Annotated in this window: 4 protein-coding genes; all 4 read left to right on the forward strand. The window is 42.7% G+C overall.

The genetic code is table 11. The features are described from left to right. The first annotated feature begins 10 nt into the window (after nucleotides 1-10). The 4 genes from H6G79_RS09210 to H6G79_RS09225 all read left to right on the forward strand — a co-directional run bounded on the left by H6G79_RS09210 (nucleotide 11) and on the right by H6G79_RS09225 (nucleotide 19,068). Nucleotides 11-4,702, forward strand: a complete 4,692-nt coding sequence (locus tag H6G79_RS09210; RefSeq protein WP_190588353.1) for a non-ribosomal peptide synthetase — start codon at nucleotides 11-13, stop codon at nucleotides 4,700-4,702. A gap of 1 nt (nucleotide 4,703) precedes the next feature. After that, the gene (locus H6G79_RS09215) at nucleotides 4,704-7,952 is read left to right on the forward strand and encodes a non-ribosomal peptide synthetase (protein WP_199333915.1); all 3,249 of its coding nucleotides are present in this window, start codon (nucleotides 4,704-4,706) and stop codon (nucleotides 7,950-7,952) included. Nucleotides 7,953-8,102: 150 nt separating this feature from the next. Beyond that, a complete protein-coding gene (locus H6G79_RS09220) occupies nucleotides 8,103-12,629 on the forward strand; it encodes a type I polyketide synthase (RefSeq protein ID WP_190588352.1) in 4,527 nt (1,508 codons plus the stop codon). Between the two features lie 16 nt (nucleotides 12,630-12,645). Further along, complete coding sequence (locus H6G79_RS09225) at nucleotides 12,646-19,068, forward strand: non-ribosomal peptide synthetase (protein WP_190588351.1); 6,423 nt, start codon at nucleotides 12,646-12,648, stop codon at nucleotides 19,066-19,068. The last annotated feature ends 34 nt before the right edge of the window (nucleotides 19,069-19,102 follow it).

Consider the following 19,102-nt stretch of genomic DNA (forward strand, 5'->3'; position numbering starts at 1 on the left):
ACTAAATAATATGGACAGTAAAAATCATGAAATTATTCAACGTCGTTCTCATCTCTCACCCGCGAAACAAGCCATTTTAGAAAAACGCTTACGGGGTGAGCGTCATACTATTAATCAAAAAATAACTATTCCTCGTCGTACTGAGCGAAGTTCAATTCCTTTGTCCGCACCCCAACAGCGATTGTGGGTTCTGCAACAATTGGAACCCCAAAGTTATGTTTATAACGAATTTGTATCTATAAAATTAACAGGTAATCTCAATCTTGCCATTTTAGAAAAAAGTTTTAATGAAATTATTAACCGTCATGAATCTCTGCGTACTTCTTTTACAACCATAGACGAGCAACCAGTTCAAGTAATTCATTCCTCTGTGACTATCAAGTTACCAGTGGTAAACTTGAGCCACTTACCGCCAGCATTACAGAATGCAGAAGTTGAGCGCCTAACTCATGAAATTGCTCAAGCACCTTTTAACCTAGCAGTTTGTCCCTTACTGCGCGTTATGTTATTGCAGACGCGGGAACAGGAATATTTGCTTTTATTGGTCATTCATCACATTATTTGTGATGGGTTGTCAATACAAGTACTAAACCAGGAATTAGCAGTCATTTACAAAGCTTTTTCAGCAGAACAACCTTGCCCACTTTCAGAACTGCCAATTCAATATGCAGATTATTCTATCTGGCAGCTTCAACAGTTACAAGCGGAACGAACAGCCAACCAACTTTCATATTGGCAGCAACAACTGGCAAATGCTTCCACTACTTTATCTTTGCCCATAGATCATCCGCGACCTCCAGTACAAAGTTTCAACGGCACAACCAGAAACTTTCAACTATCATCAGAGTTAAGCCAAGGTTTGCGGTCTTTAAGCAAGCAACAAGGAGTCACATTATTTATGACCTTGTTAGCAGCTTTTCAAGCACAATTATACCGTTATACAAGTCAAGAAGACATTTGCCTTGGTTCTCCAATTGCTAATCGCAACCATGCTGATATTGAAGGATTAATCGGTTTTTTTGTCAACACCTTGGTACTGCGTACTGATATTTCTGGAAACCCCAGCTTTAGGGAGTTGCTCAAGAGAGTGCGCGATGTGTGTGTAGGAGCTTATGCTCATGCAGATTTACCTTTTGAGCAATTAGTAGGAGAGCTACAACCTGAGCGAAATCTTAGTCATACCCCTCTTTTTCAAGTAACTTTTGCTTTTCAAGAAGATACTAAAAAAGATTTAGTATTACCTGGTCTGACTCTCCAATGGCTTCAGAACCATAATGGCACAGCAAAATTTGATTTATCGCTGTATGTGGTAGATTCCCAGCCAGAAATTTGGGGGTGGTGGGAGTACAACACAGATTTATTTGATGCTGCGACTATTGAAAGAATGGTAGGGCATTTTACTAATTTGCTCCAGGATATTATTACTTTTCCAGAGAAGCGTTTATCAGAGTTGTCATTATTAACAGAAATTGAACTTCAGACTCTTTTAGTTAAATGGAATCAGACAGCGACTGATTACGATTTGGATAAATGTATCCATGAATTATTTGAACAACAGGTAGCAAAAACACCAAATGCAGTAGCCGTAGAATTTGCAAATCAGCAATTAACTTACCAACAATTAAACACCAAAGCCAACCAATTAGCCCATTATCTGCGATCGCTGGGAGTAAAACCAGAGGTATTGGTGGGGATTTGTGTAGAGCGTTCTTTGGATATGATCATTGGGTTACTCGCCATCCTGAAAGCGGGTGGCGCATATATCCCCCTCGACCCCAACTATCCATCTGAACGCATCGCCTATATCCTAGAAGACACACAAGCACCAGTCTTACTCACTCAAGCATCACTCTTGGCAGCAATGCCCCCATACCAAGCCAAGGTAATCTGTTTAGATACTGATTGGCATCACATCAGCCAACACAACCAGGAAAATCTAGTCACGGAAGTCACAACCGAGAACCTCGCCTACGTGATTTATACCTCTGGTTCCACAGGCAAACCCAAAGGTGTGATGATTCAACACGCCAGCACCGTGGCCATGTTAGATTGGTCAGACAAAACCTTTAGCCGAGAAGCAAGGGCGGGAGTTTTAGCATCCACCTCTATTTGTTTTGACTTGTCGGTATTTGAGATGTTTGTACCTTTGTCTTGTGGTGGCAAGGTGATTTTAATCGAGAATGCACTATATATCAGCAATCTCCCTGCAACCTGTGGTGTCACTTTAATTAATACTGTCCCCAGTGTGATTGCACAGTTACTCCAAACAGATAATATTCCCGCTTCTGTGCAAACTGTGAATATTGCGGGAGAACCACTGCAAAATCAACTCGTGCAGAAACTTTATCAGCAAGCTCACATACAACAGGTATTTAACTTGTATGGCCCTTCGGAAGATACCACTTATTCTACGTTTGCCTTGATACAGAAGGGTGCGAACAGTACACCACCAATTGGTAAACCAATTCACAACACCCAAACTTATCTGTTAGATGAAAATTTACAACCAGTACCTATAGGTGTACCAGGAATGTTGTACCTGGGTGGGGCTGGTTTAGCCCGTGGTTATCTCAATAAATTAGAACTCACGGCGGAGAAATTTATTCCTCATCCCTACACTCATGTCCCAGGAGAACGATTATATAAAACTGGGGATTTAGCCCGCTATTTGCCGAATGGAGAAATTGAATACATTGGGCGCATTGACAACCAAGTCAAGATTCGTGGTTTCCGCATTGAATTGGGCGAAATTGAAGCCATCATCAGCCAATACCCGACGGTGCGTGAAACTGTAGTTGTATTTAGTCAAGAATCAAAAATAATTGCCTATTTAGTGCCGCAAACACAGCAAACACTGGCAATTTCTGAGCTACGCAGCTTTTTAGAATCTCAGCTTCCCAATTATATGCTGCCAGCAGGTTTTGTGATCTTAGAGGCACTACCATTAACACCCAATGGTAAGATTGACCGCAAGGCACTTCCGGCAATTGATATAGTGCGTCCAGAACTCGCAGAAACTTTTGTTGCACCACAAACAAGCATTGAAAAGCAATTAGCTGTCCTTTGGTCAGAAGTATTAGGTTTAGAAAATATAGGCATTAACGATAACTTTTTTGAACTAGGTGGAGATTCGATTCTGAGTCTGCAAGTAGTATCTAAAGCCAACCGTTTGGGTCTGCAATTAACTCCTAAACAGATGTTTCAGTACCAAAATATTGCCCAATTAGTAACAGTAATGGGTACAAAAGAGAAAATTCTAGCTGAACAAGGAGTGTTAACAGGAACGCTAGAATTGATACCCATTCAGCATTGGTTTTTTGACCAAAAGCAACCAGAGCCACACCACTGGAATCAAGCCGTATGCTTAGAAAGCAAACAAAAAATTGACCCTGTAATCTTAGAGAAAACCATCCAGTTTTTAGACAAACATCATGATGTTTTACGTTTACGTTTTAGACAGCAGGAGTTTAGTACTCAAGCACTGATTGTTAGTCCAGATCCTGCGATACCGTTGACATACTTTGATTTTGCAGCACTACCCGAAAATCAGCGATCGCCAGCAATAGCAGCAGCCACCAATCAACTGCAAGCTAGTCTAAATCTCTCACAGGGGCCATTATTCCGAGTTGCTTTGTTTAACTTGGGAGATAATCAACCTCAACGGTTGCTGTGGATTATTCACCACTTAGCTGTTGATGGTGTGTCTTGGCGAATTTTAATTGAAGATTTGCAAACAGTTTACCAGCAAATAAGTCAAGGCAAAGTAATCAATCTGCCACCCAAAACAACTTCTTATCAACAATGGTCTAGCTATCTCCAAAAATATGCACAATCCTCAGCTTTACTAGAAGAAATAGACTTCTGGTTAACAACCCAACATCAATCGCTTACGCCTATACCAAGAGATTTTGGCGATGGAGATAATCTAGAAGCAACCACATCGACTGTATCAGTATCGCTGTCCGCAGCCGAAACCCAAAGTTTGCTGCACCAAGTACCAGCAGCTTACCGCACACAAATTAATGATGTATTGTTAACAGCACTTATACTAACTTTTAATCAGTGGACGGGAGAAAATTCTTTATTAATTGACTTGGAAGGACATGGACGAGAAGAAATTTTTGAGGATGTGGATTTATCGAGAACGGTAGGTTGGTTCACAACGATTTTTCCTGTACATTTAAATTTGGAAAATAGCAAAGATTTAGCCAAAGCTTTGCAGTCAATTAAAGAGCAGCTAAGAGCAATTCCGAATCGAGGTATTGGCTATGGATTACTGCGTTATCTGAGTCAAAATCAAGAACTAGCCACACAATTTTCCTCCTCCAAGGCTGAAGTTATTTTTAACTATTTAGGACAGTTTGATCGCATTTTAGCCGAATCATCTTTATTTAGTTTTGCGCCAGAATCGGTTGGTGCTACTCACAGTGGGCGAAATCAACGAACTCACTTACTAGAAATTAATGCTGGGATTTATCAGGGACATCTGGAAATGAGTTGGTCTTACAGTAGCAAGCTGCATCGACAAACCACAATTGAGAAACTAGCAGAAAACTTGATTGAGGTAGTGCGATCGCTCATTGCTCACTGCGAGTCTGTTGATGCAGGTGGTTTTACCCCTGCTGATTTCGCTGAGTTTCAACAAAGCCAATGGGATCAAAGTGATCTTGATGCCATTACAGCAGCTATAGGAGATATTTGATATGGGTGTGAAAAATAAAAACATTGAAGATTTTTATCCCCTCTCGCCCATGCAGCAAGGTATTCTATTCCACAGTCTTGCTACTCCTCAGTCTGGGGTCTATTTTGAACAATTTAGCTGGAATCTCCAAGGAAAACTGAATGTTACCTTGTTCCATCGTGCATGGCAATATGTTGTAGAACGACATGCAATTTTGAGAACCTGCTTTGTTTGGGAAGGCTTAAAAGAACCAGTACAAATTGTACATCGACAAGTAAATCTACCGTGGCAAGAGTATGATTGGCAGCATCTCTCTTCGGAAGCACAACAACAAGAATTAGAATTGTTTTTCCAAAGCGATCGCTCTTGTGGTTTTAATCTCAAGCAAGCACCATTGATGCGCTTCACACTAATTCAACTGTCGCCGACTGCCTATAACTTTACCTGGAGTCATCACCATCTGTTGTTAGATGGCTGGTCTTTAGCGACAGTTTTTCAAGAAGTCCTGTCTTGTTACAAGGCTTTTAGCCACGAGCGACAGGTGTACTTGGAAAATATTCGCCCTTATCGAGATTATATTGTCTGGCTACAGCAACAAAATTTATCTGAGGCTGAAACTTTTTGGCGACAGACGCTGCAAGGTTTTACCACTCCCACACAGCTATCAGTGAGTCCAGGAAATGGCTTACTGACTCCAACAGATAGTTATCACGAGGCAGAATTAAAGCTGTCTGTAGCTGCAACCGCCGCATTAAAATCTCTAGCAAAGCAATATCAGCTAACGCTGAATACTATAGTACAAGGAGCCTGGGCTTTGCTATTGAGCCGTTATAGCGGTCAAGAAGACGTAGTGTTTGGGGCAGTAACTTCTGGTCGTCCTCCGACTTTAGCGCAAGCCGAGTCTATGGTAGGGCTATTTATCAATACAGTACCAATTCGAGTCCAAATATCTCCCGAAGCATTGCTTGTACCTTGGCTGTTAAAAAGCCAAGACCAACTAATTGAGGCAAGTCAATACGAGTATTGTCCGTTAGTCAAAGTCCAAGGATGGAGTGAAGTTCCTAAAGGTTTATCTTTATTCGAGAGTATAGTCATTTTTGAGAACTATGCTATGGATGCGTCTGTACGGCAAAGGGACATAAATTTAGATATCCAAGATGTTCATAGCTTTGAAAAGACTAATTATCCCATTGCCCTGACCGTGATTCCAGGTGACGAGTTGTGGCTGAAAATTACTAGCGGCGATCGCTTTGATGGTGACACGATTCACCGGATGTTAGGACATTTGCAGACTTTACTAGCAGGTATGGTCAACAATCCACAGCAAAGTCTGGGTGAGTTGTCGCTGTTAACAGAATTGGAACGACATCAGTTGCTAGTGGAGTGGAATAATACTCAAGTTCAGTATCCCCAACAGCAATGTCTTCATGAGTTATTTCAAGCACAAGTCGAGAAAACACCAGATGCAGTAGCAGTAGTATTTGAAGATGAGCAACTAACTTACCGCGAACTCAACACCAAAGCTAATCAATTAGCAGATTACTTACAAACTTTTGGCGTAAAACCAGAGGTATTAGTAGGGATTTATGTAGAGCGATCGCTATTGATGGTCATTGGGTTATTAGCCATCCTCAAAGCTGGTGGTGCATACATACCCCTAGACCCTAGCTATCCCCAAGAACGCTTGGCTTATATGCTAGAAGATGCTCAACCAAGGGTTCTGTTAACCCAACAGAAATTAGTTGCAACGCTACCAAATCAGTCAGCGCAAGTTATTTGTCTGGATAGTGATTGGGAATTAATTCGCGATCGCCACGGCACAAATCCTGTTACTCACATTACAGAAGATCATCTCGCCTACGTCATCTATACTTCTGGTTCCACCGGAAAACCAAAGGGTGCAATGAACACCCATCGCGGTATCTGCAATCGCTTATTGTGGATGCAGGATGCTTATCAACTCACCGCCGCCGATCGAGTTTTACAGAAAACTCCCTTTAGTTTTGATGTCTCAGTTTGGGAATTTTTCTGGCCGTTGATTACCGGGGCGCGGTTAGTCATCGCTCAACCAGAAGGACATAAAGATCCCAACTATCTAGTTAACTTGATTATCCAGCAGCAAATTACAACCCTGCATTTTGTACCATCCATGCTGCAAGTTTTTCTCGAAGCAGCAGCAGTCGAAAAATGTCAGTCTTTGGTGCGGGTCATCGCCAGTGGAGAAGCATTACCAGTTGAACTGCAACAACGCTTTTTTCAACGACTTGATGCCCAATTACATAATCTTTATGGCCCAACAGAAGCGGCTGTTGATGTCACCTTTTGGCAATGCCAAAATCATTTAAACAACCAAAAGACAGTACCTATTGGTCGCCCAATTGCCAATATTCAAATTTATCTCCTTGATAAATATCTTCATCCTGTGACTGTGGGTGTACCAGGAGAAGTTTATATTGGCGGTGTAGGTGTTGGTCGGGGTTATTTAAACCGTCCTGAATTAACCGCCGAGAAATTTATTCCCAATCCCTTCACTACCACAGCCAGCCGTCTTTACAAAACAGGTGATTTAGCCCGTTATCTTCCTAACGGAGAAATAGAATATATTGGTCGGATTGACTATCAAGTGAAACTGCGGGGTTTCCGCATTGAACTAGGAGAAATAGAAGCGGCGATCGCTCAATATCCCGGAGTACGAGAAACTGTAGTGGTGGTTAATGCACAACGAATAGTTGCCTATCTAGTTCCGCAAGCAGCCCAAACATTAAGCATTTCAGAGCTACGTAGTTTTTTAGAATCAAAATTACCCAGCTACATGATTCCCGTGGCTTTTGTTTTATTAGAAGCATTGCCCCTGACTGCGAATGGTAAAGTTGACCGCCGAGCTTTACCCGCACCTGATACAAACCGCCCCGAATTAGCTGATGCTTATCAACCACCGCAAACTGAAGTTGAACAAACTATTGCCCAAATTTGGCAAACGGTCTTGCAATTAGAAAATGTGGGTATTCATGATAATTTCTTTGAACTTGGTGGTCATTCATTGCTGTTGGTGCAAGTGCATAGCAAATTATGTGAAACCTTTAGCAAAAAATTGGCGGTTCTTGATTTATTTAGATATCCCACAATTAATTCTTTAGCTAATTATTTAACGCAGGTTGAGCCGGAAAACATAACTGCTGAGATTACAGAGGTTGTTATTGAAAAAATTGCCGATGGCAAGGCTCAACAAAGAAAACGTTTACAAAAACTTAAATCTATTCAAAATATCTAAATAGTCGCACAAATTTATTACTTACGCAAAATTATGAAAGAACGAACCGCAAAGGGCGCAAAGGACACGAAGGAAAGAGAGTTTTAGAGAGTTAGGAAAAGAGATTTTTAGAGAGTTATTGTGTGATTAATTTTTTTACTATTTAAAATTATGGGTATTAGTACATCATTAAATGGATCAGAAATAGCGATTATTGGCTTATCGGGGCGATTTCCGGGAGCCAAAGATATTGATGAGTTTTGGCAAAATCTTCAGCAAGGCAAGGAAACAATTGCATTTTTTACTGATGAAGAACTCTTGGCGGCCGGAATAAATTCATCTTTATTAAATGACCCTAATTATGTTAAAGCCCAAGCAATATTAGAAGACGCAGAATATTTTGATGCCGAGTTTTTTGGCTTTAATCCTAGAGAAGCTACAATTACTGATCCTCAACACCGAGTATTTCTTGAATGTGCTTGGTCAGCCTTAGAAAATGCCGGATATGATTCTCAAAATTATCCAGGTGCGATTGGTGTTTATGCTGGCTCTGGAATGAACACCTACTTACTAAATATTTATTTAAATCAAAATATTATTGGTGCTGTTGATCCACAGCAACTTATGTTGGCTGGGAATAAAGATTTTTTAACTACTCGTGTTTCTTACAAACTCAACTTAGAAGGGCCTAGTTACGCCGTTCAAACCGCTTGTTCAACTTCATTGGTAGCAGTTCACTTGGCTTGTCAAAGCTTACTCAATGGTGAATGTGATATGGCTTTGGCCGGTGGTGTCGCCATCAATGCTGACAGAAAAGCTGGATATTTATATACAGAGGGGGGGATATTATCTCCTGATGGACATTGCCGTGCTTTTGATGCTGATGCTCAGGGATCTGTAGGCGGTGAGGGTGTGGGAATTGTGGTGTTGAAGCGATTGGAAGATGCGTTGAGCGATCGCGATACAATTCATGCCATTATCAAAGGTTCAGCAATTAATAATGATGGGGCGTTCAAAGTCAGCTACACAGCACCCCGCATCGATACCCAAGCTAAGGTGATTAAAACTGCCCAAATCGTCGCTGAAGTCGAAGCAGAAACTATCACCTACATTGAAACTCACGGTACAGCTACCGCTTTAGGCGACCCCATTGAAATGGCCGCCCTCACCCAAGCTTTCCGCAGTAGCACCCAAAAAACAAACTTCTGTGCCATTGGTTCCGTCAAAACCAACGTTGGACATTTAGACACAGCCGCAGGTGTGACGGGGTTAATCAAAACTGTCCTCGCCCTGAAGCACAAGCAAATACCCCCAAGCTTGCATTATTCTGCCCCTAACCCGGAAATTGACTTTGCCAATAGTCCTTTCTACGTCAATACCAAACTTACAGAATGGCAAACCAATCATCTTCCCCGGCGTGCGGGAGTCAGTTCCTTTGGGTTGGGGGGAACTAATGCCCATGTCATTCTGGAAGAAGCGCCTGTGTGGGAAGGGGACAGGGAGCAGGGGAGAAAGTATCAATTGTTGCTTCTATCTACCAAAACAGCATCAGCACTAGAAAAAGCAACCACAAATTTAACTGATTATTTGCAAGCACATCCTGATTTAAATCTGGCGGATGTGGCTTACACATTGCTCTTTGGACGCAGAACTTTTGACTATCGGCGTGCGGTGGTGTGTCGAGATATTGCCGATGCACTCAAGGCGCTGCAAAATTCCCCGCCAGTCGCCCACAAAACTCAACCACGTCCAGTTGCTTTTATGTTTTCTGGGCTGGGAACTCATTACGTTGATATGGCTTTGGAACTTTACCAAACTGAGTCAACATTTCGCGGCTGTGTGGATGAATGTTGTGAACTGCTTCAGCCCGTGCTGGGTTTAGATTTGCGAGATGTTTTATATCCCAACCGAAATCATCAAAATGGTAAGCAGCAAACCCAAACAGGTCTAGATTTGCGGAAAATGCTGGGGCGGGGAGGGCAATCAGCTGATGTTGCTACGCAAAAGCTCAACCAAACTGTTTTGACGCAACCAGCCATGTTTGTGATTGAATATGCGTTGGCTCAGTTGTGGATATCTTGGGGAATTCGCCCGACGGCGATGATTGGTTACAGCATTGGTGAATATGTCGCCGCCACTTTGGCTGAGGTTTTGTCTTTAACAGATGCTTTAACCTTGGTAGCTAGAAGGGCGCAGATGATTGACGAGTTGCCAGCAGGGGCAATGCTGGCTGTGCCGCTTTCTGAGGCAGAGATAAAGCCATCGTTGAATGAGAAGATTTCCCTGTCGGCAATTAATGGCGAATCATTATGTGTGGTTGCGGGTTTCCCCGATGCCGTTGCAGAATTAGAACAAAAATTGAGCGATCGCGGTTTAATAGGTAAGCGGTTACAGACTTCCCATGCTTTTCATTCTGTGATGATGGAAGCGATCGCAGCAACTTTTCACAATTTAGTTAATCAATTTAGCCTCAAATCCCCCAAAATTCCTTATATTTCTAACGTCACCGGCACTTGGATTACTGCCGAACAAGCCACAGACTCCACCTATTGGGTGCAGCACCTTTGCCAAACAGTGCGCTTTGCCGATGGAGTCCAACAATTATCACAAAAAGATCATCCGATTTTATTAGAGGTCGGCCCTGGTCAAGCATTAATTAGTTTTGCATCCCAATGTCTCGATAAATCCTTGATGTTTCCCAGCTTGCGTTATTCCTACGAGCAGCAGTCAGATGTCGCCTATTTATTAAATACATTGGGTCGCCTGTGGCAAGCTGGGGTTACTGTAGATTGGTCGAGTTTTTATACCGATGCGCCACAACAACGTATTCCTTTACCAACCTATCCATTTGAACGTCAGCGTTACTGGGTTGATGCCCATCCAACCGCTAATTTGGTTTTGCGTTGCGCCCCTGGAGAAACACAAAACACAATAGAAGAATTAAGTCAAGAGGCTCAAACTGCACCAAAAACCAGTATCACTGGCTATGTCAGACCAAATTTAGATAATGATTATGTCGCCCCTAGAACGGAAGTAGAACAAATCATTGCCAATATTTGGCAAGAACTCCTGGGTATTGCTTCCGTAGGTGTAGAAGACAGCTTTTTTGAGTTGGGTGGAGATTCCGTATTAGGGATTCAAGTCAGCGCCAGAGCCAATAAAGCCGGGTTTCGACTCACACCCCAGCAATTATTTGAACATCAAACGATCGCCAAATTAGCCCAGGTAATCACTAAAACCCAAGTTGTCCAAGCTGAACAAGGTGTAATTACAGGTTCAGTCCCCCTCACCCCGGCTCAACACCAGTTCTTTGCCTTGAATCAACCAGAAACCCATCACTGGAACCAAGCGGTGTTGTTAGAGGTAGTAAAACCTCTGAATTTAGATATTTTAGAGCAAACCTTAAAGCAACTATTAATACATCACGATGCCCTGCGTCTGCGGTTTACCCGTTCTGAGTCGGGATGGGAACAGGTCAACGCCGCACCTGAAGAATATGTCCCGTTGACATATATTGATTTGTCAGCTTTGTCATCCACCGCCCAACAATCAGCTTTAGAAGTAGCCGCCGCCCAAATTCAAGCCAGTTTGAATTTAATCACAGGGCCAATTGTCCGGTTTGCCTTGTTTGATATGGGTGTGCAGCAAAACAGTCGTTTATTAATTGTGATTCACCACTTGGGGACTGATCCTGGTTCTTGGCGCATTTTATTAGAGGATCTCCAGACTGGTTATCAGCAGTTGAGTCAAGGACAGCTTATTCAACTCCCCGAAAAGACAACTTCTTATCAGCAGTGGTCGTTGCGTCTCCAGAAATATGCCGCATCAGAACAGTTACAACAACAGCAACAACACTGGTTAAGCGGACGTTATCAGCAAGTTGCCACTTTACCCTTAGACTATCCTGACGGCATCAACACTGTAGCTTCCGAAGCGCAAGTTATCTCAGTTGCGTTGAATGAAAGCGAAACTCAACTGCTGCTTCAGGAAGTTCCGGGAGTGTATCGGATGAATACACAAGAAGTTTTGCTGACTGCACTGGTACAAGCTTTTAAACAATGGACAAAGCAAAACTTACTCCTAATTAATCTTGATGAAAATGGACGGGAAGTGAGTACAGGTGGAATTGATGATGTCGATATCTCCAGAACGGTGGGGTGGATTACGACTACTTACCCTGTGCTGTTAGATTTAGACAAAACAGTTACTCCTGGGGATGCACTCAAAGCCGTGAAAGAACAAGTGCGTCATGCTTCGAGTAATGGTATTGACTACGGAGTGTTACGCTACCTCAGCCCTGACCCGGTAGTAATTGAAAAATTCCAGTCTCTTCCCCAAGCTGAGGTAATGTTTCTTTACCTTGGTCAACTGAGTAAAAGTTTGCCGCAAGATTCCTTGTTTAAATGGACAGAAGAAGCACTCGGTTCAACAGCCAGTCCAAAAGCAATTCGCCCTTATCTCTTCCAAATTAATGCGGCAATTACTGAAGGCAAATTACAACTATATTTCAACTACAGCCGGAATATTCATCAATCTCAGACAGTCGAAAAATTATCGCACAATTTTATTCAAACCCTCAAATCTTTGATCAGCCATTGTCAGTCTCCCGAAGCCGGAGACTATACCCCCTCTGATTTTGCGGCTGCAAATATCAATCAAGAAAATTTAAGTAAATTGTTAGCTCAAATCAGTCAATAAGCAGGAGAAATTTCTCATGAAACCCAACAATATTGAAGATATTTACGAACTTTCTCCGATGCAACAGGGGATGCTGTTTCACAAGTTGGCTGCACCTGATTCGGTGGTGTATTTTGAGCAGAATTATTTTACTTTGCAAACGCCAATTAATATCCCAGTTTTCCAAAAAGCTTGGCAGCGAGTTGTAGATCGTCACCCAATTTTACGCACAGCATTTTATTGGGAGAATCTGGATAAACCATATCAAGTTGTGTATAAGCAAGTAGACTTACCTTGGGAATTTCAAGATTGGCAACATTTATCATTAGAAGCACAACAAAAGCAGTTTGCAGATTTTTTAATAGCCGATGGCGATCGCGGTTTTGCACTAGGGCAAGCTCCCTTAATCCGCCTGACATTAATTCAGATGGCTAAAGACAATTATCAATTTGTGTTTAGCTTTCATCACATCTTAATGGAGGGCTGGTCTGTAAGCTGGCTTTGGAAGGAATTTTATGAGTTTTATTATGCTTTCTGCCAAGGGCAAGATTTATATTTAGAACGCCCCCGCCCCTACAAAGAATATATTACTTGGTTACAACAACAAGACCAGAAGAAAGCCGAATCTTTTTGGCGGCAGAAACTCCAAGGATTTATAGTCCCAACACCAATTCTGATTGGGAAAAATGCAGCTAATTTTGCTGATCAACCAGCAGATTATCACAGACAAGAATTACAGTTGTCAGCGACTATAACAACTGACCTCAAAGCTTTTGCCCGCAAGTATCAACTAACTTTAAATATCATCATTAAAGGCGCTTGGGCTTTACTTTTGAGCCGTTATAGTCAAGAGTCAGATGTGGTTTTTGGCTCCACATCTTCCGGTAGACCAACAGCGTTAGCTGATGCCGAGTCGATGATTGGGCTGTTTATCAACACACTGCCATTACGAGTAGAAGTAGACCATAATGCTGTCCTCACTTCTTGGCTGAAACAACTGCAAACTGAAGAAGTGCAGATGCGGGAGTATGAATACAGCCCATTATCTAAAATTCAACAATGGAGTCAGATTTCACCTGGTCTACCACTATTTGATAGTATTTTAGTTTTTGATAATGAATTAGTAGATTACAATCAAGCATCGATTGTTGAAGATATCGGAGTCATCGATTCTAAATCATTATTTGACTGGACAAACTACCCCCTAACTGTGAAGGTAGTACCAAATTCAGAATCATTAAATTTATATATTTCCTATAATAATCTTCAATTTGAAAGCTCTAGTATTAGCCGCATATTAGAGCATTTAAAAACTTTATTGGTGGGTTTTATTGCTCATCCCGAAGCAAAATTGCGGGAACTACCCATGCTGACCACACAAGAAAATCAGCAAATACTCCAAGCATGGAATAATACCACAACTAATTATGCTTTAGATAAATGTATTCATCAATTATTTGAACAACAGGTAGCAAAAACACCGGATGCAGTAGCCGTAGAATTTGCAAATCAGCAATTAACTTACCAACAGTTAAACACTAAAACCAACCAATTAGCCCATTATTTGCGATCGCTGGGAGTAAAATCAGAGGTATTGGTGGGGATTTGCGTAGAGCGATCGCTTGATATGATCATTGGGTTACTCGCCATCCTGAAAGCGGGTGGTGCATATATCCCCCTCGACCCCAACTATCCTAGTGAACGTATCGCCTTTATCCTAGAAGACACACAAGCCCCAGTCTTACTCACCCAAACTGCACTTCTGGCAGTCATGCCCCCACACCAAGCCAAGGTAATCTGTTTAGATACTGACTGGCATCATATCAGCCAACACAGCCAGGAAAATCTAGTCACGGAAGTCACGACTGAGAACCTCGCTTATGTGATTTACACCTCTGGTTCCACAGGTAAACCCAAAGGTGTACAAATTCCCCACCTGGCCTTGAGTAACTTTTTGTACTCTATGCAGCAAGCCCCAGGCTTAACTGCTGACGATACATTACTGGCAGTTACTACCTACTCTTTTGATATTGCCGCCTTAGAATTATTTTTACCCATAATTGTCGGCGCACGGTTGGTAATTGCCAGCCAAGAAATTATCTCCGATGGTGTGCAGTTGGCGGCAAAAATCACTGAGTGTCAAGCCACAGTTATGCAAGCCACACCAGCCACATGGCAATTACTGTTAGCCGCAGGTTGGAGTGGTAATCATCAATTAAAAATTCTCTGTGGTGGCGAAGCTTTACCAGAACAATTAGCCAATCAGTTACTAGAAAGGTGTCGGTGTTTATGGAATATGTACGGCCCCACAGAAACCACAATTTGGTCAGCCGCTTGTCAAGTCAAAACCATTGATCACACCGTACCCATTAGTTCTCCTATTGCCAACACCCAGCTTTATATCCTCGACCAAAATCACCAATTAATGCCTGTGGGCGTAGCTGGGGAGTTGTGCATTGGTGGCTTGGGACTGGCGAGGGGTTATTTCCAGCGTCCAGATTTAACCGCCGAAAAATTTATCCCCAATCCCTTTAGCGAAACAGCCGCACGTCTGTATAAAACCGGAGACTTGGCGCGATACTTACCTAACGGAGACATTGAATACCTGGGACGGATTGATCACCAAGTTAAAATCCGGGGTTTCCGCATTGAACTGGGAGAAATTGCTGCTGTCATTAGCCAACACCCAGCCGTCAGAGAAACTGTGGTGACGGTTCATGGTTCCGCCGCCGATACTCAACGAATCGTTGCCTATATAGTCCCGCACACAGGGCAAAGTTTTACATCTGCGGAACTGCGGGATTTGTTAGCTGCTAAGTTGCCTAACTACATGATGCCAGCAGCTTTTGTCACCTTAGAGGCACTACCATTAACACCCAACGGTAAAGTTGACCGCAAAGCACTCAAACCACCAGAATTTACACCAGGATCAGCGTCCAGCCTGACTCCAGTTACGCCTATAGAAAATTTATTAGCCGGGATTTGGGCGGAAATATTGGGTATAGATAAAGTCGGGATTGATCAGAATTTCTTTGAATTAGGTGGACATTCTTTAATCGCCACCCGTGTGATTTCCCAAATTCGCCAAGTTTTTCAAATCGAGTTACCTTTACGTTATTTATTTGAAAAACCCACCATCGCCGGGTTAGCTAAAGAAATTGAAAAAGCAATTCAGGCAGATTTCACAATTGCCACAACCAAGATTGAAAAGATAGCGCGATCGCCACAATTACCTTTATCATTTGCTCAACAAAGGCTGTGGTTTTTATCCCAACTAGAACCAAATAGCCCGTTCTACAATATCCCGGCAGCAGTAAGGCTACAAGGACAGTTAAATGTGGCAGCTTTAGCCCAAAGTTTCAGCGAAATTGTCACCCGTCATGAAGCACTGCGAACCAATTTCGTCACCACCGCCGGACAAGTTGTAGCTGCGATCGCACCAGAAAAGCCCCTCAGCTTATCCACCATCGATCTCAGCGACCTGGAAACAAGTCAACAAGCAGCCAAAATCCAACACCTCGCTGACTTAGAAGCACAACAACCCTTTGACATCAGCCGCGACCATCTCCTCAGAGTCAAACTCTTACGTCTGAGTGAACAAGAACATATTGTTTTAGTGACAATGCACCATATTGTCTCTGACGCTTGGTCAATTGGCATATTGGTACAAGAATTAGCCGCCCTTTATCCAGCTTTTTGTGATAGACAACCCTCACCATTATCTGCCCTACCAATACAATATGTAGACTTTGCCGCGTGGCAAAGACAATGGTTACAAGGACAAGTCCTGGAAACCCAAATATCTTATTGGCGCAAGCAATTAGCAAACGCCCCCACAGTTTTAGAATTACCCACCGATTATCCCAGACCAGCAATCCAGACCTTTCAGGGTGCAACCTACTCTTTTGAATTATCTACAGAACTATCAACAGCCCTGAACAAATTCAGCCAACAGCAGGGAAGTACTTTATTTATGACCTTGTTGGCAAGTTTCCAAATCTTGCTATGGCGTTACACAGGACAGAAAGATATTGTGGTTGGTTCGCCCATCGCTAACCGCAACCGAGCCGAAATAGAAGGGTTAATTGGCTTTTTTGTCAATACTCTAGTCCTGCGAACTAACTTAGAGGGAAATCCCAGCTTTGTGGAACTGCTCAAACAAGTGCGAGAAATGGCATTAGGCGCTTACGCACATCAGGATGTCCCCTTTGAGTTGTTGGTTGAGCAATTACAACCCCAGCGCGATTTGAGCCATACACCACTGTTTCAGGTGATGTTTGTCTTGCAAAATGCGCCGATGTCTGCATTAAAATTACCGGGTTTGACTTTAACGCCGGAAGACAGCAGCAGTGATAGTGCCAAGTTTGATTTAACTCTTTATGTCACAGAAACCGATGCAGGGTTAGTTGCCAGTTTAGAATACAACACTGATTTATTTAAAGAAAGTACGATTTGCCGAATGGCAAGTCATTTGCAAACGTTGTTGGCAGGAATTGTGGCAAATCCACAGCAGCGTTTGTCAGAGTTACCATTGTTGAATAAATCTGAGCAGCATCAATTACTGCGGGAGTGGAATGATACCGCCGTTGCCTATCCACAACATCTATGTATTCATGAATTATTTGCACAGCAGGTAGCAAAAACACCCGATGCAGTAGCCGTAGAATTTGCAAACCAGCAATTAACTTACCAACAATTAAACGCCAAAGCCAACCAATTAGCCCATTATCTGCGATCGCTAGGAGTAAAACCAGAGGTATTGGTGGGGATTTGTGTAGAGCGTTCTTTGGATATGATCATTGGACTACTCGCCATCCTGAAAGCCGGTGGTGCATATATCCCCCTCGACCCCAACTATCCATCTGAACGCATCACATATATCCTAGAAGACACACAAGCACCAGTCTTACTCACTCAAGCATCACTCTTGGCAGCAATGCCCCCATACCAAGCCAAGGTAATCTGTTTAGATACTGATTGGCATCACATCAGCCAACACAACCAGGAAAATCTAGTCACGGAAGTCACAACCGAGAACCTCGCCTACGTGATTTATACCTCTGGTTCCACAGGCAAACCCAAAGGTGTGATGATTCAACACGCCAGCACCGTGGCCATGTTAGATTGGTCAGACAAAACCTTTAGCCGAGAAGCAAGGGCGGGAGTTTTAGCATCCACCTCTATTTGTTTTGACTTGTCGGTATTTGAGATGTTTGTACCTTTGTCTTGTGGTGGCAAGGTGATTTTAATCGAGAATGCACTATATATCAGCAATCTCCCTGCAACCTGTGGTGTCACTTTAATTAATACTGTCCCCAGTGTGATTGCACAGTTACTCCAAACAGATAATATTCCCGCTTCTGTGCAAACTGTGAATATTGCGGGAGAACCACTGCAAAATCAACTCGTGCAGAAACTTTACCAGCAAGCTCACATACAACAGGTATATAACTTGTATGGCCCTTCGGAAGATACCACTTATTCTACGTTTGCCTTGATACAGAAGGGTGCGAACAGTACACCACCAATTGGTAAACCAATTCACAACACCCAAACTTATCTGTTAGATGAAAATTTACAACCAGTACCTATCGGTGTACCAGGAATGTTGTATTTGGGTGGGGCTGGTTTAGCCCGTGGTTATCTCAATAAGGTAGAACTCACGGCGGAGAAATTTATTCCTCATCCCTACACTCATGTCCCAGGAGAACGATTATATAAAACTGGGGATTTAGCCCGCTATTTGCCGAATGGAGAGATTGAATACATTGGGCGTATTGACAACCAAGTCAAGATTCGTGGTTTCCGCATTGAATTGGGCGAAATTGAAGCATTAACAATTCAGCATCCAGGCGTAGAAGCTGCTGTTGTTACGGTTGTGGATGCCCAACAAATAATCGCCTACGTAGTTTTGAACTCAGAACAACCACCAACCATTGCGGAGTTACGCGGCTTTTTAGAAGCAAAGTTACCAAACTACATGATTCCCGCAGCTTTTGTAACTTTGGCAGCACTACCATTAACACCTAATGGTAAAGTTGACCGCAAAGCACTACCCGCACCAGACACAGCCCATCCAGAATTAACAGCCGTTTATCAACCACCCCAAACTGAGTTAGAAAAAACCATTGCGGATGTTTGGCAAGCAGTATTGAATATTGAGCGTGTAGGTATTCATGACAATTTCTTTGAACTGGGTGGTCATTCGCTGCTGTTAATTCAAGTTCATAGTCAATTACAAAAAATACTCCAGAAAGATTTTCTGTTGGTGGAAATGTTTCAATATCCAACTGTGAGTCGTTTGGCTAGATATTTTAGTCAGGAATCTACAGTTGCTACATCTACTATCCCAAATTCCCATCGTGCGGAACAGCGAACTGCTTCGACTCAGCGTCGTAAACAAGCCAGAAAAGAATATCGTGCTGCTACTAATCAAACAGGAGTGCCATCAGGGGAGTGAGTCGCAAAAGCATGAAGAAACGAACCGCAAAGGA

Source organism: Anabaena sp. FACHB-83, assembly GCF_014697485.1.
Taxonomy (GTDB): Bacteria; Cyanobacteriota; Cyanobacteriia; order Cyanobacteriales; family Nostocaceae; genus Nostoc_B.